Below are 24,109 nucleotides of genomic sequence, written 5' to 3' on the forward strand. Positions count from 1 at the left end.
TCGATGCATGTCTTCGCATGGAACCCAGGGTCATGACCAGCCATCCCCGGGCTTCGGGAAGCAGCCGGGATGAAGGAGAGCAGCACATATCAAGTCTGGATGTTCTAGGGGAACTCCGCAGCTTAGGAACAAGCAAAGACCGCAATCCGAAGCGGGATTGCGGTCTTGTCAGCAGGAATGAACCGGCTAAAGTGATGCATCTTTGGTCTCGTGACCGGTCAGGCCGCGGCTTCTTCCTCCTTCTCTGGAGTCAGCACTTCCTTCTTGAGGAACCAGCAGATGATGAAGGTCGCTATGACGAAGATCAGCGAGATGGAGAAAATGTTCTGGAAAGCGTGGGCGAATACACCCCTCACCTCGTCCGCAAGGCCCGGCGAAATGCCGGCGGGAATGCCGCCCGCCGCCAGATTGTCCGCCGTACCCGGCGGCAGCTGATTTTTAAGCGGCTCGACACCGCTGCTGATATGTCCGGACAGCAGGCTGCCGAACACGCTGAGCCCGATAGTCGCACCGAGTGACTGGAACAGCTGGACGGTGGAGAGTGCGATCCCGCTGTCCTTCTTGTCTACCGACTCCTGTACGATGAGGTTGTCCCCTCCGAACAGGGCCCCCATCCCGATGCCCAGAATGACGAAGCTGGCGATGATGTACAGGACTCCGGTGTGTACGCCGATATGGGACAGCAGGAAGAATCCCAATATCGGAAGCGTGAAGAAGCTGATGAACAGTGTCCGGTAAGCGATGCGGGTGATCAGGAAACCGAACACGATACTGGTCGGGATCGCCCCTGCCATAAAGGCCAGAGTCATATAGCCGGAGGCTGTCGGCGTCAGGCCCATGACATTCTGTGCAAAAAACGGGAACAGGGCGATGCCTCCCATGATGCCTAGCATCAGAGTGAAGACGAGGACGGAGAGGACGACGACGTTCCGGTTGCGGAACAGGTGCAGCGGGATGAGCGGCTCGCTCGCCCGCCGCTCGATGATTACAAACAGTGTGAACAGCAGAAGAGATGCCGCCAGCAGTGCAAGGATGACCGGAGATGACCAGGCATAGCCCTGGTTGTCAATCAGCACAGGCGCCAGAAGCAGAGTGAGCAGAGCGGACATCAGCGTACCTGCTCCGGCCCAGTCGATCCGGGGCTTATCTTCGCTGCGGGTCTCATTCAGCCCTTTGGAGAGCAGAATGGCGGCGAGAGCGCCTACCGGCAGATTGATCAGGAACACCCAATGCCAGCTGAGATGCCCGACGATGTAGCCGCCGAGCGTAGGGCCGAGCAACTGCGGGATAATCATGAGCGGGCCGAAGAGGCTCTGGATTTTGGCGCGCTGCTCCAGGGGGAAGAGCTCGCCGATAATGACGAGCGCCAGCGGCATCAGGCCGCCCGCGCCGATGCCCTGGATGGCCCGGCCGGCGAGCAGCATCGTCATGGACTGGGCGAGCCCGCTGATCAGTGAGCCGCCGATGAACAGCGTCATGCAGCTTAAGTAGATGCGCTTGCGGCCGTACAGATCGGCCAGCTTGCCGAGAATCGGCATGAACAGGGTGAGGGCGAGCATGTAGATGCCTGCCACCCAGCCGTACAGGGCCAGACCGTGGAGCTGGCGGATGATGGTGGGCATCGCCGTCGATACCACGGTCTCGTCAAGCTCCGTGAAGATCAGGCCGATCAGAAGGCCGGCCATGACCAGAACTTTGTTGTTTCTGGCGGATAAAGCGCCGGAATTCATGGAAATCACCTCGAATCAGAATGGATGGCCTCATGAAGGCAGGCCGGAACAGAGAGTATTTAACAGCATCTCTGTAAACGCAGTTTAAACCGGCCGTCCCTGAGCGGACCGGACTCAGAAGAGGCCCGGGACCTCTATAACGTTCCGCTCCTTGGCTACCGTTCAAGTATAAGCCGGCCTCTTGCCCGGCCAAACCGTCCGGGAGCCGATTCTAGGATCGGTCCGTGGTCGTAGACCGGGTGCGCAAGCGGTCGCCCGGTCCGCTATTTCCGCCGGAGCAGGACGGCTATGTGCATTCCGCCGTGCTGCTTGCCGGACTTTGCTTCGATGAGATGTACTCTTTTGCAGCGTACGTTCAGCCCTTTCCGAATCATGATTCAATGAATCGCAGGGGCGTCGCTGTCATCCGCTTCTAGTGCAGCGCTTTGTCCGGTGCACAGCTTATTTCGGCTGTCGAAATCTTGCTATCCTATTTCGGGGCCGTCTCCGGGGAACGCTAACCGTGTATAATGGGCGTTGTGGAGGGATTTTCGCATGGAGCAGGAACTGTTCGACCTTGTCTACCGGGCGGTCGTTAATCGCGACGCCGCCTATGACGGCCTTTACTATACCGGAGTCCGGACGACTGGCATCGTCTGCAGGCCTTCATGCAGGGCGAGAACGCCGAAGCCGGACAACGTAACCTTCTATCCCTCGCTGGAGGAGGCGCTGCAGGCGGGGTTCCGCCCCTGCAAGCGGTGCCGGCCCGAGGAAGGCGGGACGCTGCGGCCTGATGCCGTGCTTGCGGCACAGGCGGATGCGGTCATCGCCGCCGAGTACGGCCGGCGGCTGACGTTGCCGGAGCTGGCGAAGCGGCTGAAGATCAGCCCGTCCCATCTTCACCGCGTCTACAAAGCGGTGACCGGCGTGACTCCGGCCGCTGCGCTGGAGCAGGTGAGGCTTGCCCGGGCGCGGGAGCTGCTGCGGGATAGCGGCAGGCCTGTGTCCGAAATCGGCCGGGCGGTCGGCCTGCGCGGAGCCTCGCACTTCGCCGCCTGGTTTCAGCGGCATGAGGGTGTATCGCCTACCGCATACCGGGAACAACATCAAGGAGGGATCGCGGATGAACGCGAATGTAATGTACCGGCACACCCTTGAGCTGGGGAACCGGAAATGGACGCTGTGGGGCAGCGGCGCGGGGCTGTGCCGCTTGTCCTTTCAGCACGACACGGAGGAGACGGCGCAGGCGTGGCTGGACCGCTTCGCGCCGGGAAGCCTCGTCCTTGCCGAGGAGGCCCCCTTCCGGGAATGGGGTGCGGTAGCCCGGCTGGAGGATTATTTCGCCGGGAAGCTGGAGGATTTCAAGAGTCTGCCGCTCGATCTGCGCGGCACATCATTCCAGCGCGAGGTATGGACGGCGCTGGGCGGCATCCCCTACGGCCGCGTTATAACCTATGCGGAGCTTGCGGCCGCGGTCGGCCGGCCGAAGGCGATGCGGGCTGTCGGGGCCGCCAATGGAAAAAATCCGCTGCCCGTCCTGCTGCCCTGCCACCGGGTCATCGGGGCAAATGGTACGCTGACGGGCTATGCGGGGGGGCTGCAGCTGAAGCAGGAGCTGCTGCAGCTGGAAGGTATTCATCATGTAGCGGAGGCCGGCCATGAGCGATTTGCTTTTTGAGCTTCCGCTGCCGGAGCTGTTCAACTGGGAGGCGTGCCTGGACTATATGGCCCGTTCTCCGCTGGAATGCCTGTACCGGACGGACGAAGAGGGAGTGACCCGCCTGCTTCGTGGAGACGGGAAGCCGCTCTTGATTCGGCTGGTCTCTCCGGAGCCGGGCCTGCTGTCGGCGTTGCTGCTGGACGGGGAGCCGCCGGCAGAGGACGCTGTCGCGGGCCTGGCCCGCTATATCGCTGACTGGTTCGACCTTGACCGCGATCTCCGGCCATTCTATGAGCTGGCCGGGAGCGATCATCTGCTTGGTCCTCTGCTGGAGCGGTACCGGGGCCTGCGGATCGTCGGCATCCCCGATCTGTTCGAAGCACTCTGCTGGGCGATCCTCGGTCAGCAGGTTAACCTCGCCTTCGCCTACCGGCTGAAGGCGAGGATCGCGGAGCATTACGGGGAGTCGCTGCTGTGGGCGGGACACCGCTATCATCTATTCCCGGAGCCGGAGGCGCTGTTGGCGGCTTCGGAGGAGGAGCTCTGCGCCCTCCAGCTGAGCCGGGGGAAGGCGCGGACGATCCGGACCGTCGCCGCCTTGATCGCGGGCGGAGAGCTCAGCCGGGAGGAGCTGCTGGCACTGCCGCATCCGGAAGCGGCGGAGGCGCGCCTGACGTCCATCCGGGGGATCGGCCCCTGGACGGCGCGGTATGTAGGGATGCGGTGCCTGCGCGATGCCGGCGCTTTTCCGGTGACCGATGTGGGGCTGCATAACGCGGTCCGTTCCCTGCTCGATATGGACCGGAAGCCGACTGTGCCGGAGCTTACGGAGATGTTCAGAAATTGGCGGGGCTGGGAAGCTTACGCAACGTTTTATTTGTGGCGGGCGCTGTATTAAAGCGAACCGCCATTTTTATATGAATTGAACACAGAAGCCCTCAGAGCGCCCGCAAGCCGCTAAATAGCACATTGCCGCAAGCCCCGTTTTGTCGGGCTTTTTTTATGCTCGGGAAGGGGTAGCCGGGAAGCCTTTGCGTGGATTATTCTTACAGTAATGAATCGGCAGCAACGAATCGAGGAAGGCGCTTTGGGGAAAGGGGAGATTTTCTTGAATATGCGGGTGCCGAGACGGCACTGGCTGGACGGGGTCATGTTCGTGATCCGGGCGGTGTGGGGGATATCGGGAGTGTGGGACCTTCATCAGGGGCAGGTTCCGCCTCTGCTCTTCGAGCTTGGAGTCTTCGGATATGTCGTATCCTGCACGTTGCCCATGGCGCTGCACCGGAGCCTGAGAACTCCGCGCTGGGCGGCTCCCGCCGCCGAGCTGACGGTCACGGGAATTCTGTTCCTGCTGGCCGGAGGCGGCCAGGAGCATCTATTCCCGTTCTTTCAGGTTCCCTTCCTGACGCTTGGCTATCTCTGCGCGGGAAGGCAGTTGGCCTGGGCCGGGCCAGCCGCCCTGGCGCTTCCGATCATGCTGGCAGGCGGATTGCCGGAAGTCCCGAGAGGAGAAGCTGCCGATGCGCTGGCCAACTGGCTCGTGCTTCTGGTCATCGGCTTCTGCTTCCGCAAGCTGGTCGATTCCTACCAGCAAATCCGAAGCATGTACGGCATTATCCGGAAGCAGAACGCGACGCTGGAGCTTTACGCGAGGCAGATCGAGGAGCTGACGCTGGCCGAGGAGAGGGGACGGCTGTCGCGGGAGCTGCACGACACGGTCGGGCATACGTTTACCGCCTCCATCGTGGGGCTGGACGCTGTCTATTATTTGATGGACCATGATCCTGTGGAGGCCAAGGACAGCCTTCGCGAGCTGCTGGCGCATATGCGGAGCGGCCTTGACGAGGTGAGGCGGCATATTCACGCGATCGCCCCCGAGCGGGAGGAACGGCGGCTCAGCCTGACCTTGAGGCGGATCGCCCGCGAATTCGAAATGCATACCGGCATGAAGGTGCCGCTTGCCGTGGAAGGCGAAGAGTATCTTCTGCCGGACGGAATCAGACTGACGCTGATCCGCTGCCTTCAAGAGGCGCTGACGAATGCGAAGCGCCACGGCATGGCGCAAGAAGCGCGGATTACGCTGGCGTTCCATAAGAGCGAGGTGGTTCTGACCGCCGAGGACAATGGGATCGGAACCGATCAGCCCTTGAAGGGCTTTGGGCTGCAGTCGATGAGCGACCGTCTGGCCGGCTTGAACGGAAGACTTGAACTGTCGTCCTCGCCCGGCGCGGGAATGAAACTGGTCTGCACCGTTCCGGCCATCCGGGCGGCGGGCTGTACGATGATGGAGGAAGGAGCCTGAATATGGATAAGATTTCCGTGCTGATCGCCGAAGATCAGGATCTGATCCGAAAGAGCCTTGGCATTGTCCTCGGCATGAATCCGGACATCGAGGTGTCCGGCATGGCCGCGAACGGAAGGGATGCGGTGGAGCTGGCGGAGAGTCTGCTGCCCGATGTCGTGCTGATGGACATTCATATGCCGGTCATGGACGGCGTGGAGGCGACCCGGGAGATTAAGGCGAAGCTTCCGGAGGTGAAGGTCATCATCCTGACGACCTTTCAGGAGATGGACATTGTGACCGGCGCGCTGAACGCTGGCGCGGAAGGCTATATCCTGAAGGCTATCGACCCGGCCGATCTGGCGGGAGCGATCCGCCTCGTCCGCCGGGGCGAGACGATGATTACGCAGGAGGTGGCCCGCGCCTTGTTCGCGCGGAGCCTGTCTGGGAGCGGCGGCCGGACGGACGAAGCGTCGCCCGCGAAGGAGGCCTTCGGCGGCCTGACCGAGCGCGAGCTGCAGGTGCTGCGCTGCATTTCGGACGGTCTGGCCAACCGCCAGATTGCGGAGCGGATGTATTTGTCCGAAGGCACGGTCAAGAACTACATTTCCAGCATCTATTCCAAGCTGAACGTGCAGAACCGGGCCTCGGCCATGCGGAGGGCGGCCGAGGAAGGCCTGTTCTGACGCCCCGACCCCTACAGGCTATCGACCCGGCCTATGCCCGCCCAGAAGATAACAAGCCGGGGCCGTCGGTCATATGACCGGCTTTTACCAATATGACTTTCAGCCGGCTAATGGGGAGCGGTTCAACGAATCTGCCCTGCCAGCCCCTAAGCTGCACGCTCAAAGCGCGTCTTTCCTAACCGGGAAGGCGCGCTTTTCTTTTTAGCCGTTCGTCACTGACCGGGTATGACTTTTTTGCCGTAAGCTGAATCCATAAGAAATCAATTCCCGGCATGAACGGCCGGATGGAGAAAAGGATGATGAACGATGTTTACCGGATTGAAGGATTCCGTCAAGGCGGTGATTTATACGGGACTGGTGCTGGCGCTCGGGCTTGGATGCAGCTATATTCCCGGAATCAGCGGCTTCTACTACATGCTGACACCCGCTCTGGCGGTGCTGATTATGATGCTGGTTGTAACCCGCGACGGCTATTCCCGCAAGGGCTGGGCGGCTCTTGGTCTTAAGAAGCTGCCGGGATGGCGGGGGGCATTCTTTGCACTGCTGATACCTCTGATTCCCCTGGCTGTGGGCTCCGGTATTGTCTGGGCGCTGGGCTGGTCGAAGCTGGACATTCCGGCGGATTTTCAGGGAATCCCGTGGAAGGCGTTCCCCGCCGTGATCGTACTGGTATATGTGAAAGCCGTGTGCGTGGAATCGATGGGCGAAGAGCTGGGCTGGAGAGGATACCTGCTGCCGCGCATGATGGGAATGGGCGCGAAAAAGGCGATGCTGCTGAACGGTCTCATCCACGGGCTGTGGCATTTTCCGGTCATATTGAATACGACGGAATATCACAGCAATGAGAATCTGTGGCTTCTGCTCCCGCTTGCGCTGGCGAGCACGGTTGCTCTGGCTCCGGTGATCGGCGAGCTCCGTCTGCGGACGGGAAGCGTCTGGGCCGCCTCCATGCTGCATACAAGTCATAACCTGTTCTGGCTGCTCCTGTCCACCGTGCTCTCAGAGCAATCGGCGGCTGCCAAATATATTACGGGCGATATGAGCGTAGTAGTTGTCGTGTTCTATGCGGCTCTGACCTTGTACCTGTGGAAGCGGCGGACGCCGGATACCCGGGGTGCTTCTGACCGCAAAGCGGCTTGAATGTGCAGTTGCGGCTCTGCTCCGCCCTCTGTTTTTTTGCGGATAAGAAACGGGATTTCTAGAAAAAATAGGAGGGAAACAAGGAGGAGTCTATCAAAAGGTCAAAAAAGGTCAAATCAATGGAAATAGAAATCTAAACCCCGGAAAATGGGGTGGAACGGTTGATTTTGGCTCATTTTGCGTGATAATGCCCTTTGAAGACATCGGTGCAACGGACTATAATTAAGACATAAGGTCAAATAAAGTCAAAGTCAAATCGACCTGGCCCAAACTTGAATTTTGAGAGGAGAATGCAGGATGTTTGATCTGGTTCCATTTGGAAAACGCCGTGACGAGGCCTTCGGCCAGTTGGCCAAAAGCTTCGGCGATCTGTTCAGCGACGACTTTTTCGCTCCGATCAAGAGTTCCACGCTGTCTTTCCGTACGGATATCCGCGAGAAGGATGGCAGCTATCTGATCGAAGCAGAGCTCCCCGGTTTTAATAAAGATGAAATTGATATCGACTATACGGCCCCGTACCTGACGATCAAGGCGGTGCGCGGCGAAGAGAACACTGAAGAGAATCAGGAAGGCAAGACTGTACGCAGAGAACGCCGATATGGCGAATTCATTCGCCGGTTCTATGTCGAGGACATCGAGGAAGAAGGCATCCGCGCTTCGTTGAAGAACGGTGTCCTGAAGCTCGAAGTTCCGAAGCGGCAAAAGCCGGGCGGCAAGCGCATCGAAATCGAAGGCGAAGATCAATAAGAATGGCGGGCGCTGAGGCCGGGCAGCCGGAATCAACACAGACTACCGGCTTGGGCATGGCCCAAAAGACGATATAACATCAGTCATAGATGGAGCGCATTGTAGATGGCCACCCCCGCTATAATGCGCTTTTTCTTTGAAACCGGGCGGATTTGCGTTTATTCTCCCGATAATAGGTGAAGAACAAGGCAGAGGATGAAAGGAGGTTCGAAAAAGTGGCGGAGATGAGCTATTATGACGTGCTGGGAGTCGGCAAGAACGCGTCTAAGCAGGAGATCAGGAAAGCCTACCAGAAGCTTGCGAAGCAGTGGCATCCCGATGTGAATAAAGCGCCGGAGGCAGAGGAACGGTTCAAAAAAATCGCCGAAGCCTACGAGACGCTCGGGAACGAAGAGAAGCGGAAGGCCTATGATGAGGCTCCCGCCTACGGCTTCGGACGGGGGACATCGCCAGGAGGCTCGTCCCGGGAGACGCGGGACGGCGGATGGAGCTATTCATTCGGCGGCTCGGATATGCCGGACGGCGATCTATTCGAGAGGTTCTTCGGCAGCCGGGGCGCGGCGGACCGGGCGGGCTTCGATTTCTTCTCCGGAGGCGGAGGGACCGGATTCGGCGGCATGGGCAGCATGGGCGGTATGGGCGGCATGACGGAAGCCCAGCTCGACATTACGCTGGACCAGGCGTACAAGGGAGGCAGTGTCACCGTCCAGGCGGGAGGCCGGACGGTGACTGTCAGCATTCCGCCCAGGGCTGGAGACGGCACGGCGGTAGCGGTCCCGGGAAGAAGCGGCCGCCCTGAAGAGGACGAACTGCTGATTGTGCTGCGGATTCGCCCGCATGACATCTACGAGGTCAGCGGCGGCGATCTGCGGGGCACGCTGCGGATCGCGCCCTGGCAGGCCGTGCTTGGCGGCGGGGCCAAGGCCGTGCTGCCGGACGGAAGCGCGGTCAAGCTGAAGATTCCCGCCGGCATCGCGCCCGGCCAGACGCTGCGGATTCCGGGCAAAGGATTGAAGAAGGAGAACGGCACCGATGGGGATGTGCTGTTCGACATCGAGATTGAGGTGCCGCAGCCCGTAAGCGAATCGGAGAAATCGCTGTACCGCCAGCTTGAGCAGGCCTCGGGCTATGAAGCAGGATTGAAGAAGCGGGGGCAGCGGCGCGGAGCGGCCTTCCGGGGATAACCTGAAATGGACGAAGCCCGGAAATGGGCTATCCCTGAACGGACTATTCCTCGGCAGTGGGCAAACCCCGGGGGGCCGTCCCGGAAACGGATTATCCCCGGCAGCGGGCAAACCCCGAAGGTCGTCCCGGAAGCGGACTGTCCCCCGGCAACGGACAATCGCCGCCGGAATACGTTCTTACGCATCAATTGTCCCGTAATGAATTAATTAATTGTTCGAGTACTGCAATTTGGAGAGGAAAGGAATGGGGCATCTATGGATTTTAACAAATTGACACAGAAGCTGCAGGAGGCGGTGGCCGAGGCGCAGTCGCTGGCGAGCGCCGCCGGACATCAGGAGATCGACAGCCCCCATCTGCTGAAGGCGCTGATTCAGCAGCAGGAAGGCCTGCTGCCCCGCCTGCTGCAGAAGATGAATGTGCCTGTGGCCGAGATGCTGCGGGGAGCGGAGGAGCTGCTGCGCCGGAAGCCGTCCGTTGGCGGTTCGGGCGCGTCGACAATGCGGCGCTATGCCTCGCCGGCGCTCATCGCGGTTCTGGAAGAGGCCGAACGGGAAGCGGCCGCGATGCAGGATGAGTTCATCGCCGTGGAACATGCCGTGCTGGCGATGGCTTCCGGCGGGGCGGCGGGGAACGGCGAGGTTGCCCGCGTCTTTCAATCCCTCGGCGTTACCCGCGAGAAACTGCTGCAGGTGCTGGCGGAGATTCGCGGCCATCAGCGGGTGACAAGCCGCGAGCCGGAAGCCACCTACGAGGTGCTGGAGAAGTACGGACGCGATCTTGTCGCTGAGGTACGGGCGGGCAAGATCGATCCCGTTATCGGCCGCGACGGCGAGATCCGGCGGGTGATCCGCATTCTGTCCCGCAAGACGAAGAATAATCCGGTATTGATCGGGGAGCCCGGGGTCGGCAAAACGGCGATCGTCGAAGGGCTGGCCCACCGGATCGTCCGCCGCGACGTGCCGGAGGGACTGAAGGACAAGACGATTTTCTCGCTCGACATGAGCGCTCTGGTTGCGGGAGCGAAATACCGGGGCGAGTTCGAGGAACGGCTTCAGGCTGTGCTGAAGGAAGTCAAGGAGAGCGACGGACGCATCATTCTGTTCATCGACGAGCTGCATACGATTGTCGGCGCGGGCAAGACGGAAGGCGCGATGGACGCAGGCAATATGCTGAAGCCGATGCTGGCCAGAGGCGAGCTGCACTGTATCGGCGCGACGACGCTGGACGAATACCGCAAGTACATCGAGAAGGACCCCGCGCTGGAGCGGCGCTTCCAGCAGGTGCTGGTCAGCGAGCCAGACGTGGAGGATACGATCTCGATCCTGCGCGGCCTGAAGGAGCGGTTCGAGGTGCATCACGGCGTCAAAATCCATGACAGCGCCCTTGTGGCGGCCGGTGTTCTGTCGAACCGCTACATCACGGACCGCTTCCTGCCGGACAAGGCGATCGACCTCGTCGACGAAGCCTGTGCGATGATTCGCACCGAGATCGACTCCATGCCTGGCGAGATGGATGAGGTGACCCGCCGGCTTATGCAGATGGAGATCGAAGAGGCTGCGCTCAAGAAGGAGACGGATGAAGCCAGCAAGCGGCGGCTGGAATCGCTGCAGCGTGAGCTGGCCGATCTCAGAGAGAAGCATATGGAAATGACGGCCCGCTGGGAAAAAGAAAAGTCGGCCATCTCCGGCATCCGCGAGCTGAAGAAGAAATTGGAGCAGGCGCGCAAGGATCTGGAACGCGCGCAGGAGGAATACGATCTTAACAAGTCGGCCGAGCTGAGCTACGGCATCATCCCCGACCTTGAGCGGCAGGTGAAAGCCGCCGAGGAAGCCGCGAATCAGGACGGCGACGCCCGGCTGCTGCGCGAGGCGGTCACTGAGGACGAGATTGCGGACATCGTGTCCCGCTGGACCGGCGTTCCGGTGAGCAGACTTGTCGAAGGCGAGCGCGAGAAGCTGCTGCGGCTGGAGGAGACGCTGCATAAGCGCGTCGTCGGCCAGGACGAAGCGGTATCGCTCGTCGCGGATGCCGTGCTGCGGGCGAGAGCAGGCATCAAAGACCCGAACCGGCCGATCGGTTCGTTCCTGTTCCTCGGTCCGACCGGCGTCGGCAAGACCGAGCTGGCCAAAGCGCTGGCCGAAGCGATGTTCGACCGCGAGGACGGCATGATCCGGATCGACATGTCCGAATATATGGAGAAGCACAGCGTGTCCCGGCTGGTCGGGGCGCCTCCGGGCTATGTGGGCTATGAAGAGGGCGGCCAACTGACGGAAGCGGTCCGCCGCCAGCCGTACACGGTGGTGCTGCTGGACGAAGTCGAGAAGGCGCATCCGGATGTGTTCAACATCCTGCTGCAGCTGCTCGATGACGGCCGTCTGACAGATTCGCAGGGCCGCATCGTCGACTTCAAGAACACGATTGTCATCATGACCTCGAATATCGGCTCGCCGCATCTTATTCAGGGCACGGATGACAACGGCGATCTGACGCCTGCGGTGAAGGAGCGCGTCATGCAGGAGCTGCGGGGCCATTTCCGCCCCGAGTTCCTGAACCGCGTCGACGATATCGTCATGTTCAAGCCGCTGGCGCTTGAAGAGATCCGGCAGATCGTCGGCAAGCTGGCAGACGGCCTGCGGGCCCGCCTCGCAGACCGTCAGGTCGGTCTCGTGCTGACCGACGCCGCAGTGCGCTTCATTGCGAAGGAAGGCTTCGATCCCGTGTACGGTGCGCGGCCGCTGAAGCGGTTCATCCAGCGCAGCCTGGAGACGCCGGTCGCTCGGGCGCTGATCGCCGGCGAAGCCGAAGAGGGCTCGGTGCTGACGGTGGATTTGGAGGACGGCAAGCTGTCCGTGTCGATTGGCCGGCCGGAAGCGGCGTCCTCGGTGGCGCGGTAAGCATATAGTCATTTTCCTTGCATCCTTTTGCCTTGATGAGGCGGAGGGATGTTTTTTTATCGGCGAAATTTGACAGCGTACCGGGTCATTGCGAATTCACCGCATCCGGATGTCTCAGCCGGACATTCCAGCGCCTCGAAGAGCTCAGTTCATCGAATTTCACGGCAAAAATGTCCATGGAGTTCAGGTTTGTGCATGTTCCAAGGCGAATTCCGGCTATACAATAGCTTATGGATTGTTCATGGGCAATTCGGAGCTACACTTGGTGCGGAAGGAAGTCTTGAGGTATGCCTTTGTGGAAACGGAATTTGATGGTCTGCTGGTTCGGCATGTTCGTTACCGGCATCGGGATGAGCCAGATCGCGCCGATCCTGCCGCTGTACATCCGGCATCTGGGAGTGGGCAGCGACTCGCACATCGCCCAGCTCTCCGGCATCGCGTTCGGCGTAACGTATATCGTCTCCGCCGTCTTCTCGCCGATCTGGGGACGCGCTGCCGACAGGTTCGGACGCAAGCCGATGCTGCTGCGGGCAAGCCTCGGAATGGCGCTGGTCATCGGTTGCATGGGATTCGCGCCGAATGTGTACGTGCTGGTCGGACTTCGGCTGCTTCAGGGCGTCATCACCGGCTACAGCACGGCCTGCACAACGCTGATTGCGACCCAGACGGACAAGGCGCATGCGGGCGTAGCGCTCGGCACACTGTCGACGGCGAATATCGCCGGTTCGCTGCTTGGGCCGCTGGTCGGCGGGTACATCAGTGAGAGCTTCGGCATGCGGAACGTCTTCTTCATTACAGGCGCGCTCATGCTGGTCGCCTTCATCACGACGCTGCTATTCGTCAAGGAGACCTTTGTCCGCAAGCAGGTGAAGACGCAGAGCCTGCGGCAGGTCTGGAATCGGGTGCCGGAGAAAAAACTGACGCTTACGCTGTTCCTGACCTTCTTTATGATCTCGCTCGCCAACTACTCGGTGGAGCCGGTCATCACCGTCTACGTCGATCAATTGACAAAGAATGCGGCTCATATCGCCCTGCTGGCCGGACTGATCTTCTCGGCGTCGGGTGTGGCCAATATGCTGGCCGCTCCGATTCTGGGGCGGATGTCGGACCGCGTCGGCGCCCACAGGGTTATTCTGTATTCCCTGATTGCAGCAGGCATCTTCATCATTCCGCAGGCGTTCGTGCGCACTCCATGGGAATTGATGCTTATGCGCTTCCTGCTGGGGCTTGCGGTGGCCGGGCTCAGTCCCTCCGTCAATACGCTAGTAAAAATTATTACGCCGGATGATATGACGGGCCGGATATTCGGATTCACCATCTCGGCCGGATACCTGGGCGTCTTCGGCGGATCGGTGCTAGGCGGACAGATTGCCGGCTATCTCGGCGTCCGATACGTGTTCCCTTTTACGAGCGCGCTGCTGCTGCTGAACGCGGTCTGGGTGTACATGAATGTGTACCGGAAAATGAAGAAGGTGAACGGACAGAATTTTGCTGTGAACGCCGGACAGAAGGGCGAGGCTTGAACAAAATGATGAACCGGAAATGGAGAGGATATGATGAACGAAATGATTAATCACAACGTGGAAGCGCTCGACCCGAACAAAACAGCGCTGGTCGTCATCGACCTGCAGAACGGAGTCGCCGGAATCGCCCAGGCCGCGCCTCATTCAGGCGCGCAGGTTGTGGAGCAGGCGGTGAAGTTGAAGGATGCTTTTGCGGCGCGGGGCGCGTATATTGTGCTCGTCACCGTCTCCTGGACGGACGGTAAGGATGCGCCGGCTCCGAAGACAGACCTGGAGACGAAGCCCGGAGCTCTGCCCGAGGGCTTCGACCGGCTCGTGCCCGAACTGGCCGACGTTCCCGGAGCGCATCTGATCGTCAAGCGCCAGTGGGGCGCTTTTTACGGAACCGATCTGGACCTGCAGCTGCGCCGCCGGGGCATCGACACCATTGTGCTCTGCGGCATCTCCACCTCAATCGGTGTGGACACGACGGCCCGGGAGGCATACCAGCACGGGTATAACCAGGTCTTTGTCACGGACGCCATGACCGCCAGAAGCGCCGAGGAGCATGAATACGTCTGCAAGACGATCTTTCCCCGCCTCGGCCGCATTCGCACGACAGAGCAGGTCGTGGAGCTGATGAAGATGGAGTAATCGCGCCGGTGCTTATTTTTAGCTCGGCTATGCTTATATGATTGCCTCGATGAACGGGGAGGCGGGCGGGCATACCGGCATGTGCTGGAGGAGATGAATGAGGTGCTGCCGCAGACGAAGCTTGTGCTGTGCGAGCCGTTCATCCTGAACACGGGAGCTCCGGCAGAGAAGTGGAGTGAATGGGAGTCGCATTTCAAAACGCCATAAAGAATGCCCGGTTCAGGAACGAACCGGGCATTCTCGCGCAGTATGGATGCTGCGGTGCAGCTTATGACTATTGAACCGTTACACTGTCCACATAGACGGCCGATTGGCCGCTGCTGTTCGAGGAGGCCAGAAATTGAACTCCGATTTCCTTGACCAGGGACAGATTCGGGATACTGCTCAGGGACAGGCTCAGCGTCGTTCCGCCGGAAGAGTTAATCAGCGTCGCTCCGCTGTCGTACCAGGTCCATCCCGATCCGGTCTTCACATACAGCTTCGCATAGATTCCGCTGCCGACGCTGCCCCAGGAAGCATGTTTGACCGTCGCCTTCAGCGTGCTTTTGCCGGATAGGCTTTGGTCGCCGGTATAGTACAGATAATGCGCAGAATTGGATGAGAAGTTCACATCACCCTTCAGGGAATAAGTTCCGGTCGACTTCCATTCGTTCGTCGTCCAAGGCCCTCCGGACACGTTGCTGCCTTGCCAGCTCTGGGTTCCGGATTCGAAATCGTATAAAGTAGTTGCAGAGCTTCCGGGATCAGGATTCGTACCGCCACCACCACCGCCGCCGAACACGCTGCTCAGCACAGAGGTGGATTTGATTCCATAGCTGCCGTTCACGACCGTATTGCCGAAGGAAGTAAGCGAGCTGCCCGCCCAGTCATTTGCCATATCCAGATAAGCCAGATCGCTGCTGTTGCCCTTCCAGGACCAGGCCAGCCAGCCGACGCTCTTCTCCTGGGAATAGCTCATGATAGTGGCTTCGTCAACATCGCCGTTCGTATGCTGTCCGCCAAACTCTCCGATGATGAGCGCGAGATTCTTATTCAGGACTCCGTCGATATTGGATTTAACGGTCGTCGCATTTCCGCCTGCATATTCGTACATATGGATGGAGAACATCGTGTTCTTCTGAGGATCGGCATTGAACACTTCAGTACCGTAGTTAATGATGGACGCCGGATACTGGCCCCAACCTGCCGAATCAACGATAAGGGTATGATTCAGGCCCGCATTACGCAGCTTCGGAATGGCTTGCTTGTAGCCATTGGCCCAACCGGATCCATCCCATGTTCCATACCATTCGTTGGCAATATTGATGATAACGCGGTCCTCTTTGCCGATGAGCGCGCTTTTGATGCTGATCCAGTAGTTGACTGCGTCGTCCAGATCGGAATAGCTGTCGCTTCCTGTGGCATCATGCACTTCCAGGATGGCGATCAGTTTGTTCTGCTCGCAGAGGCTGATGATATTTTTTACGGTATTTACATCGTCAAGCGACCATTTCTTGCCGTCGGACAGCACGATCCGGACGGTATTGGCGCCGGTCTTAGCAATAGCCGAAAGAGCTGTCGAGAGCTGATCCTTATACCAGTTGTGCGCATGGTTGACACCCCGCATAACAAAAGGGCTGCCGTTGGAACCAATTAGCTTGGTTCCGCTTACATAAAAGCCGCTGGCCGCACTTACTTTTGCCGGAGGAACAACGATTACTGAGAAGAGCAGAACAAATGCGACCAAGGTCATGGACCACTTACGCAAAGACACTCATTACCACCTCATTAAATTTTTTTTATGCAAACCCACGCGACATGAAAGCAAGCGGTTTCACAAATAAACTCCCTGCTTGGCATGATATGAGGGCAACATATTTGGTTGCGCTTACAATAGAGCCGAATACTCTCATCCGTTTTCTGCTGTTCTCCTTCTCTGTACATCGGTCTGTTATCCAGCATCGCGTTAAGGAGTATCGATTTGTTATTCAGATATTAGCATATTGTTATGCGATTACATATAACTATTTTGTGCTTTTTAGTGGTTTTGTGGAAAAAAATTTCTTGAGTTGAGCGAGGTAATCCGGTAATAAGTGAGAAATCTTCAGTAAATAAACATGAATATCTAAAATAAACATGAATATCTAATGAGTAAACAAAAAATGCAGGGGGCAAACAAAAAAAGTAGAAAATAGACATAATAGATCATTATTTTGTTATGTAACTAAGCAAAAAATAAAATGCTGATGTGTTTCACATTCCGTTGCTGGGTGACACCGGCGAAGTGCTGAAGAACGGCGAATGGCTCTGTCGAATCCAGAGATGGTGCCTGTCAGGCGGCGTTCCATTAATTCTATTGCCGGACGGGATTTCCAAAGGACTGATTCGCCGTTCAAGCGGAGCCGATCCTTTAACTCCTGCGGTGATTTTCGTATTATCAGGTTAGCCAGTAATTACTGGTTGGCCTTTTTTTATGGTCGTTTTACGATGAGGAAGCCGGGAGAACGTGGTGGTTTTAGGGGCAATGACCCCGTCACAAAAACTGTTCTCCCACGACCTCCAATGACCATGTTTGAGCTGGTAGAGGCTATTGACCTCGCATCACAAGCGAAGCTATGGGTTTGGAACCATCGTGGGATAGCCGGTAAATCTTTTATTTGGAGGTTGTTATGGAACCAGTTATAGGTGTGGATGTGGCAAAAGGGTTTAGTGTGCTTCAAGCCTTTACGAGACGAAACGAACCTTATGGAAGGGCAGAAAGCCTGTCGCATGAGGAGCACGGGCTTGAACGGTTGGGGGAGCTCCTCGCGGAGTTGCAGGAGACAACAAAATGTACTCCGGTAGTGGTTTTGGAAGCGACAGGGCACTACCACCGGGTACTGGTAGCGTATCTGGAGCGTGGCGGCTGGAGGTACTTTATCGTGAATCCGTTGCAGTCGAAACGGGCCAAAGGAACGCAACTGCGCAAGGTTAAAACAGATGCTGCAGATGCATGGCATTTAGCAGATATGTATTACCGCGGAGACGTTACACCACATCGTATATGGGACGAAGCGTTTACAGAGTTGCAGCATGTGACCCGGCAACATGAGTTTGTGACGGGGATGTTTGTGCAGGCGAAGTTAAACACCAGAGCTTTATTAGATCAGGTTTTCCCGGGGTACGAGAAGGTCTTTCGGGATCTGTTTTCGGTTACGTCTCTAAAGGTGCTGGCGCGTTGTCTGGAGGGAGAACCGGGAGATCTTCATCAGATCATCGAGAACAGTGGCGCAGGGAAGTCGCGGTCGAAACGCTGGGTTCAAGAAAAAGCCGAACGGCTCCAGGAAGTGCTGACGCATTGGAAAAAGCAGAGGAGAAGTTCTTCTCAAAGCGTTGCTTTGCACGGTATGGTTAGCTTATTGCTTCAGTTTTCGGAGCAGCTAAGTACATTGGAGAAGCAAATGGAGAAGATGGCATCCAGTCTCCACGAAGTAGAACTAATGAAGAGTATACCTGGCGTAGGAGATAAGCTTGCAGCAGCCCTTGTCGCTGAAATAGGGGACGTAGGACAGTTTCAAAACCCGAAACAACTCGTTGCTTTTGCAGGCTTAGACCCTGGCATATTCAGCTCAGGGAAGTTTAAGGCGACAAGCTCGAAGATCACGAAACGTGGTTCCAAGAGACTGCGACGTGCTTTATATTTAGCGGTACAGTGTGGGATACGCGGGAGCATCAACCGTAAGCTTCGAGATTATTATGATAGAAAAAGAAAAGAGGGCAAGGCTTACAAGGTGGTCGTGATCGCTTGCGCCAACAAGCTTCTTCATCACATATTCGCCATCCTCAGTAAGAACCAGCCCTATAACCCTTAAATCCATATTTCCCCAAATATCCTTTACTCATGAAGGTTATTTGTCATGCTCATAAAATAGTATACCAACAAACCATTTGCAGACCAAGAGCAAAAAGCTTGACAAGTATTAGCTGGTTTTTGTGCTTTTTTCATAATTTCAAGTCCGATTACGTAACTTTTGTCCGGGGAAGCCGTCAGAACATATGGAATAATTTTGAAGGCTGGGGTGGAGTATGAAAATCAAATTCTTCAAGAAGAGGTTGGTCCTGCTGTTAGGGATTGCGCTGCTTGCCGGTGAAAGTCTGTCATCTGCCGCAGCTTCTGCCGAAGGGAGCGCGTCTGCGGCCCGGGATGTTATGAGATTCGATTTGATCGGGCACGAGATGAAGATCAGCTTGTCCGACGGGAGTGCATCCCTTGACGGACAGCCCTTCAAGATGTCCGCGCCCGTTCGGCGGGCCGGCAGCCTGTATGTGCCTCTTAAGGCTCTGAGCGGCTCGGGAGCTGCCAGTTCCGTCCTTTGGGATTCTTCGAAGCGTCAGGCCCGGGTAGTTACACGCTGGGGCGAATTCCGCTTCCGCGCGGGTTCAACTCTCATATACGATGCGGAGGACAAGGCGCTTCCGGCCGAAACGTACACAATTCCGGCTCCGCTGCTGATCAAGGGAGCCCTGTATATTCCGGTTCGGGCGCTTCCTCTGCTCGGTGTATCAACCGGGATGTCGAATGGCCGTCTTGTCTGGGGATGGAGCGACAAGAAGGTGGAGGTTCTGCAGACGTTCTGGGAGACCGGCGAGAAGCAGGCGGTCTTTACCGTTCTATACGATAAGCGGCTGTATGCGCCGAGCGCGCTGTCTGCCCTTGGGGCAGGGTCCTGGAACGGAGAAGTCCGCTCACAGATCGTCGGAAAAGACATCGCGCTGAACGGGTCGCTCTATAACCGGATTCGAATGAGCGTTAAGCTGGAACCGGGCATCAACCCGCTGGAGATCAGTTCCTCTGGAATGGCAGCAGCGGGTATACGGGTGAGGTATAATCCGGTCGATCCGGCTCTGATCCCGGTAAGCCTGACAGAAGCCGGAGCGAAGGCGCTGACCCTAACCTCCCCGTCCGGGGGTTACCTGGAGCTCAAGGCTGGACAATCCGTCACTGTTGCGGGGAGAGTGGCCGAAGTTCCTGAACATCCGGTCCAGCAATTGAAGCTGGTCATTCAGCGATACAAGCCGGACGGCGGAGATGTCATGCAGGATTTTAAGACGGTAGCTGCCCAAGATTGTCCGGTAAAAGATGGGGCATTCAGCGGCACGGTTACCCTGAAAGATCCGGGGTCCTATCGCATTTATATCAATGCTCCGACTTTCAGCGTCCTTCCGAGCGAGGGCGAGGCTGCCGAGAACTGGGGAGCAATAACAGCGGAAGTGTCGGAATAGCATGGGTGGAGGACGGCGATGAGCAGAACAGCATTCAAATCCATGACGTTTATCGCCATAGCTCTGCTCGCAGGCTGCGGGGCAGGGAATGACGGGGCGCAGCCATCTGCAAGCAGCGGTGCCGGTGCACCGCAGGCTTATGAAGCGAAGGCACCGCCGGCTTCGCTTCAGCCGGAACCGCCGGCAAGTCCAGCAGCAGTCTCGCCGGTTCCCTCAAGCCCTGAGGCTTCAGCTTCAGACGCAGCAGGGAGCTTGCAGCCCGGTGAACAGGCTGAATTCCCGGGCTACTATTCGCCGGGAGAAGCCGTGAGCTTAACAATCTCCGCTGAAGAGACCCGCTGGGAGGAAGGAGACGTCACAGTTGTCTTCCGGAAGGCCGACCGCAAGATCGATTCGGCGGTATTTGGCAGTTGAGATGAGTTACGACAACCTGGGATATGAGCTTTCGTTGGCCGATTTGGATAAGGGAGGTGTATTCTCTTTTAATGACATGCTGAGGAAGACAGTATTCAGCATGCTGGAAGAGGTAACCGCCTTTAATTGGTCCCCTGATGAAGAAATTCTGGCTTTTGCTTACGGACGCATAGCAGAGCTTAAACCGGCGCTGTACAAGGCAGAGGACGGCTCCGTTATCCATCTGCCCGTCAAGCAGCTTTATATCAGCCTGCCCTCGGTCATGTGGAGCAAGGACGGCAAGACGATCGATTATATCGCCGAGTATCCATCCGACCAATTCAAGCTGTACCGGTACGTTCTTGGCGAACCGGACGTCCGGTTCGTCAAGGATGTCCCGAGAAGCGAATTGAAGCAATACCAGTCTTACGTTCCTCCTTATCTATTCCAATCAAACAGAAGGGAAGCTCCGTCATATGCAGAGCTTCCCTTCTGTTTGATCTGCGCCGCGTTCTCCGCTTACAAGAGCTCGCCATGCTTCTTCAAGTAGCAGTACAGCGGCAGCGCCGACAGGCAGCAGAGCAGCGCGCACAGGCCGATAAATCCGTAGCCGGCCTGAAGCCCGCGCAGCAGCCCGTCCTCGGCCCCGCTGACGGCGGTGACGGCGCGCCGGATACCGCTGATGATCGCGCCGATAGCGTAGTTGCCGATCACGCTCGCTACGCCCATAAGCGTGACGATGAAGGTGATGGCCGCGTCGCTGTCCTGCCTGTAACGCCGGGCGATCAGCGCCATCACGGTGGGATAGACCGGCGCGATGCCGGCGCCGGCCGCGGCGAACAGGAACGCGCCCGGCTCACCAGCTGCAATGGCCGCGAAGGTCAGAATGCCCGACACCGCCGAGAAGATCATGAGCGACAGCGTGAAGCCGACTTTATCGGTGACGGGACCGAGGAAGAGCCGGGCGAAGGTGAAGCAGAGAAAGAAGGCGGACAGCATGCCTGCTGCAGAGGAGCCGTCCCAGCCGTAGGCCTTCTCCAGAAAGTTGACCAGCCAGCCGCCGACCGCAAGTTCCGAGACGACCCCGAAGGAGAGAATGAGCACCAGCATCCAGATGACCGGGTCCTTCGAGAGCGTCTTCAGCGGGACTCGGTCCGCCTCCGAATTCCCGCTTTCATCCGGGAAGCGGCCAAGGATGGCCGGGATCATCGGCAGAACCGCGAGCAGCAGAATGATCAGGTAGACATCGCGCCAGTCCAGAAGATGTCCGCCGACATGCAGGGTCATCAGACCGGAAGCGATCATGGGCGCGACGGTCGAGCTTAGGCCGTAGAAGAAATGCGACAGATTCATCATCGTCCCCGTGTTGCGGACGAATATCCGCGCGCCCAGCACCGCCAGCCCGATTTCCAGCATCCCGTTGCCGATATACATGAAGAAGAAGGAAGCCGACAGCGAAGGATAGCTGTGGGAGAGATAGATGAACACGCCCGACACCGCCATGGACCCGAAGGACAGCAGGCAGACGGCCTTGATGCCGATCCGCCGGATCAGATAAGCCGTGAAGCTGCAGGCCAGCAAATAGCCGAGAGAGTTCAGCGACAGCAGCGTGCCAATGCGCAGTTCGTCAAGGCCCATATCGAGCTGGATGCGCGGAATGGCGGGGCCTTTGACATTCTCGGAGAAGCCAAAGATGAGGAAGCCAATAAAGACGGTAAGGAGTTGAAAGACATACATCCGTTTGGATAAAGGGCTTGAGACGGGTTCTTTTTCAAAGCTGTAATCGGTTTTCAATGAGAGCGTCCTCCATCGGATGCAGATTGCCAGACAGCTGCCAGACATATTTGCATCCGGAGCCAATTATTGTATTATACACGGGTTCGAGCGACAGGGAAAAGCGTATGAAAGAAAGGATTTTATGCAAAGCTGAAACACATGGCGGATTATGTCGTATAGCATAGAGAGTGCGGAGAATCACAGAGTAGGGTAGAATGAAATGTAGTGTCAAATGCAGGCGAATGGAGAGAGACAATGGAATTGCTTAAGCGTTATTTTTCGGACTTGACCGTCCGCAGATTCGGGGTTTTACTGCTGGTATGCTTGCTGTTGTATGGAATTCGGGATATGCTCAATCTGGTGCTGCTGACTTTTCTGATCGCCTATATCATGAACAGCTTCCAGGTGCTGCTGAGCAAGCGGATTAGCCGCTATATGCGTGTGAACAGCAAGGTGATCATTATCATCCTCTACTTGGCCATGATTACCACACTTGTGCTGGCGCTGGTTCATTATCTGCCCAAGGTATTCGATCAGGTTAGGCAGCTGACCAATTTCCTCATCTCGTTAACTCCGGAGAACATTCCGCAGAATGATATCGCTCAATATTTGTTCACCACGGTGAAAGATCTCAATTATGAGAAGTACCTGCAGGGCGGGTTCACTTATATTACAACGATCGGCAACTGGGGTACGACGTTCGTGCTCTCGATTATTCTGAGTTTTGTCTTCATTCTGGAAAAAAACCGGATCGTGTCCTTCACCTCCCGGATGAAGAACAGCAAAATCGCGTGGTTCTACAACGAGCTGGAATACTTCGGGCAGAAGTTCATTCTGTCCTTCGGCAAAGTAATCGAGGCGCAGATTCTGATCGCATTGTTCAATACGGCCTTCACCGTGGTCGGGCTGACCGTGCTCGGCTTTCCGTATTTGTTCGCGCTGGGCGTCATGATCTTCCTGCTCAGCCTGATCCCGGTAGCGGGATTTATCATCTCGCTTGTTCCGCTGTGCATCATCGGCTACAACATCGGCGGCCTGATGATGGTGGTGTATGTGCTGATCATGATCGCCGTGCTGCACTTTATCGAAGGCTACTTCCTGAATCCGAAGCTGATGTCCTCCAAAATGAATCTGCCGATGTTCTACACCTTCATCGTGCTGCTGTTCTCCGAGCACTATCTGGGTGTGTGGGGCTTGATTCTCGGCATTCCGATCTTCGTGTTCGTGCTCGATATTCTGGACATCAAGCGGTCGAAGGAAACGAATTAATTCGTATGGCAGGCCGGGGGCTCCCCGGCCTTATTTGTTGACCGCTATTGTCCGCTACTAATCGCACCAAGTCCGGCGGCCAGGCTTCGAATGCTGGCCGCCATTTTGGCGTTGACCGGATATATGCCTTCGATATAATTCAATATCGCCAGGGCGGACTGCGGTATGTTCTCGTAGCCTTGCAGCATGGAGTTCAGCCGGCTGGAGAACTCGGGGAATCTGCGCTCGATTCTCCGTTCATTACGGAAAGAATCCGGGTAATATGGAACCTCCTGCTCATACAGATGAAGGACCGAGACGACCTGTTCAAGGGCGTGCTGCTCGATGAACCGGACGCTGGACAGGCGTTCCCCCCTGGCATACCGGCAGAGGCCGACGTACAGATTAGTAACCGCTTCGTTAAGAGCATATTCAGGCGAAGTGCCCCGGGGCTGCGGAGTTCGACCCCCCGAAGGGTCTATCCGATCCGGAGAGCACTCCGGGTCTATCCAGACGATTCGGCCTGGAGCATAGGGAATTCCGCTCAGTTCCTCTTCTTCAAACACGGCAAATTCTCCGTAAATGCCGTCGGCGAACATGATTTTGCTGCCGTCCGGGGTGTTCTGGAAGGCAAAAGCGACCGGGCTGATGCTTTCCAGCCAGTCCAGCCGGTCGATGAACCGGGCTTTGAACCCCGGCTTTGCGATCACGAAGAAATCGAGATCGGAGTAGGCGTCAAGGCGTTCCAGCTCCACGCCGACCGATCCCACGCCAAGCAGGGCCAAGGCTTCTCTCGTCTCCTCCAGGCTTGCTCCGATTGCGTCAAGCCTTGCCAGCAGTTCAGTTGCATTCATAGCCATTCCTCCTTATAGTTCCCTTTGGATATCGTAATGTATTTTATAAATATCGAATGTAAATAAGTTATATCCGATTTTATATGATTATACATTTTATATTTATCGAATCCAAGTTTTTTGTCCACTCTGATCAATC

At 57.3% G+C, this 24,109-nt stretch carries 21 protein-coding genes and 1 pseudogene; 18 read left to right on the plus strand and 4 right to left on the minus strand.

Annotated features, from left to right (window positions below):
• Nucleotides 1-218: 218 nt before the first annotated feature.
• Nucleotides 219-1,730, minus strand: coding sequence for an MDR family MFS transporter (locus PSTEL_RS01695; RefSeq protein ID WP_038693081.1), 1,512 nt, complete (start codon nt 1,728-1,730; stop codon nt 219-221).
• A gap of 224 nt (nt 1,731-1,954) precedes the next feature.
• Between PSTEL_RS01695 and PSTEL_RS01700 the strand changes: the two genes are divergently transcribed.
• From PSTEL_RS01700 to PSTEL_RS26635, 13 genes and pseudogenes are all read left to right on the plus strand, one after another.
• On the plus strand, nt 1,955-2,146 hold the full coding sequence (locus PSTEL_RS01700) for a hypothetical protein (RefSeq protein WP_038693083.1): 192 nt from the start codon (nt 1,955-1,957) through the stop codon (nt 2,144-2,146).
• Between the two features lie 118 nt (nt 2,147-2,264).
• Nucleotides 2,265-2,867: a bifunctional transcriptional activator/DNA repair enzyme AdaA gene (locus PSTEL_RS01705; RefSeq protein ID WP_038693085.1), complete on the plus strand. Its 603-nt coding sequence runs from the start codon at nt 2,265-2,267 to the stop codon at nt 2,865-2,867.
• Nucleotides 2,833-3,387 carry a methylated-DNA--[protein]-cysteine S-methyltransferase gene (locus PSTEL_RS01710; RefSeq protein WP_038693086.1) on the plus strand — a complete coding sequence of 185 codons (555 nt, stop codon included), beginning with the start codon at nt 2,833-2,835 and terminating at the stop codon, nt 3,385-3,387. Before PSTEL_RS01705 ends, PSTEL_RS01710 begins: the two co-directional genes overlap by 35 nt.
• Nucleotides 3,368-4,267, plus strand: a complete 900-nt coding sequence (locus tag PSTEL_RS01715; RefSeq protein ID WP_038693088.1) for a DNA-3-methyladenine glycosylase family protein — start codon at nt 3,368-3,370, stop codon at nt 4,265-4,267. Before PSTEL_RS01710 ends, PSTEL_RS01715 begins: the two co-directional genes overlap by 20 nt.
• A 156-nt stretch (nt 4,268-4,423) precedes the next feature.
• Entirely contained in the window at nt 4,424-5,671 is a 1,248-nt protein-coding gene (locus PSTEL_RS01720) for a sensor histidine kinase (protein ID WP_038693089.1), read from the plus strand.
• Nucleotides 5,672-5,673: 2 nt separating this feature from the next.
• Nucleotides 5,674-6,336: a response regulator transcription factor gene (locus PSTEL_RS01725; RefSeq protein ID WP_038693090.1), complete on the plus strand. Its 663-nt coding sequence runs from the start codon at nt 5,674-5,676 to the stop codon at nt 6,334-6,336.
• A gap of 306 nt (nt 6,337-6,642) precedes the next feature.
• The gene (locus PSTEL_RS01730) at nt 6,643-7,476 is read left to right on the plus strand and encodes a type II CAAX endopeptidase family protein (protein ID WP_038693092.1); all 834 of its coding nucleotides are present in this window, start codon (nt 6,643-6,645) and stop codon (nt 7,474-7,476) included.
• Between the two features lie 297 nt (nt 7,477-7,773).
• On the plus strand, nt 7,774-8,223 hold the full coding sequence (locus PSTEL_RS01735; protein WP_038693093.1) for an Hsp20/alpha crystallin family protein: 450 nt from the start codon (nt 7,774-7,776) through the stop codon (nt 8,221-8,223).
• Between the two features lie 224 nt (nt 8,224-8,447).
• Nucleotides 8,448-9,407 carry a DnaJ domain-containing protein gene (locus tag PSTEL_RS01740; RefSeq protein WP_245625160.1) on the plus strand — a complete coding sequence of 320 codons (960 nt, stop codon included), beginning with the start codon at nt 8,448-8,450 and terminating at the stop codon, nt 9,405-9,407.
• A 255-nt stretch (nt 9,408-9,662) separates the two neighbouring features.
• Entirely contained in the window at nt 9,663-12,302 is a 2,640-nt protein-coding gene (gene clpB, locus PSTEL_RS01745; RefSeq protein WP_038693096.1) for an ATP-dependent chaperone ClpB, read from the plus strand.
• Nucleotides 12,303-12,589: 287 nt separating this feature from the next.
• On the plus strand, nt 12,590-13,825 hold the full coding sequence (locus tag PSTEL_RS01750; RefSeq protein WP_052098119.1) for a multidrug efflux MFS transporter: 1,236 nt from the start codon (nt 12,590-12,592) through the stop codon (nt 13,823-13,825).
• A 42-nt stretch (nt 13,826-13,867) separates the two neighbouring features.
• On the plus strand, nt 13,868-14,458 hold the full coding sequence (locus PSTEL_RS01755; protein ID WP_245625050.1) for a hydrolase: 591 nt from the start codon (nt 13,868-13,870) through the stop codon (nt 14,456-14,458).
• Between the two features lie 66 nt (nt 14,459-14,524).
• Nucleotides 14,525-14,644 (plus strand): annotated as a pseudogene (locus PSTEL_RS26635) (lysophospholipase); the annotation flags it as partial.
• A gap of 88 nt (nt 14,645-14,732) precedes the next feature.
• On the opposite strand, the gene PSTEL_RS01760 reads toward PSTEL_RS26635, so the two are convergent.
• On the minus strand, nt 14,733-16,211 hold the full coding sequence (locus tag PSTEL_RS01760) for a glycoside hydrolase family 5 protein (RefSeq protein WP_245625051.1): 1,479 nt from the start codon (nt 16,209-16,211) through the stop codon (nt 14,733-14,735).
• Between the two features lie 895 nt (nt 16,212-17,106).
• On the opposite strand from PSTEL_RS01760, the gene PSTEL_RS01765 reads away from it, so the two are divergent.
• The 4 genes from PSTEL_RS01765 (at nt 17,107) to PSTEL_RS01780 (ending at nt 20,642) form a co-directional block, all read left to right on the plus strand.
• On the plus strand, nt 17,107-18,288 hold the full coding sequence (locus tag PSTEL_RS01765) for an IS110 family RNA-guided transposase (RefSeq protein WP_038693101.1): 1,182 nt from the start codon (nt 17,107-17,109) through the stop codon (nt 18,286-18,288).
• Between the two features lie 214 nt (nt 18,289-18,502).
• Nucleotides 18,503-19,699 (plus strand): stalk domain-containing protein, encoded by a 1,197-nt coding sequence (locus PSTEL_RS01770; RefSeq protein WP_038693103.1) that lies wholly within the window; start codon nt 18,503-18,505, stop codon nt 19,697-19,699.
• An 18-nt stretch (nt 19,700-19,717) separates the two neighbouring features.
• A complete protein-coding gene (locus tag PSTEL_RS01775) occupies nt 19,718-20,113 on the plus strand; it encodes a hypothetical protein (protein WP_038693105.1) in 396 nt (131 codons plus the stop codon).
• Nucleotide 20,114: 1 nt separating this feature from the next.
• Nucleotides 20,115-20,642, plus strand: coding sequence for a hypothetical protein (locus PSTEL_RS01780; RefSeq protein WP_038693107.1), 528 nt, complete (start codon nt 20,115-20,117; stop codon nt 20,640-20,642).
• Here the strand turns inward: PSTEL_RS01780 and PSTEL_RS01785 are convergent.
• Complete coding sequence (locus PSTEL_RS01785; RefSeq protein WP_052099100.1) at nt 20,612-21,829, minus strand: MFS transporter; 1,218 nt, start codon at nt 21,827-21,829, stop codon at nt 20,612-20,614. The two genes, PSTEL_RS01780 and PSTEL_RS01785, sit on opposite strands and share 31 nt — an antisense overlap.
• Before the next feature lie 294 nt (nt 21,830-22,123).
• On the opposite strand from PSTEL_RS01785, the gene PSTEL_RS01790 reads away from it, so the two are divergent.
• Complete coding sequence (locus tag PSTEL_RS01790; RefSeq protein WP_038693111.1) at nt 22,124-23,137, plus strand: AI-2E family transporter; 1,014 nt, start codon at nt 22,124-22,126, stop codon at nt 23,135-23,137.
• A gap of 44 nt (nt 23,138-23,181) precedes the next feature.
• On the opposite strand, the gene PSTEL_RS01795 is transcribed toward PSTEL_RS01790, so the two are convergent.
• Complete coding sequence (locus tag PSTEL_RS01795) at nt 23,182-23,970, minus strand: hypothetical protein (protein ID WP_038693113.1); 789 nt, start codon at nt 23,968-23,970, stop codon at nt 23,182-23,184.
• Between the last annotated feature and the right edge of the window lie 139 nt (nt 23,971-24,109).

The sequence above is a fragment of the Paenibacillus stellifer genome (genome assembly GCF_000758685.1).
In the GTDB taxonomy this organism is placed as follows: domain Bacteria; phylum Bacillota; class Bacilli; order Paenibacillales; family Paenibacillaceae; genus Paenibacillus_AQ; species Paenibacillus_AQ stellifer.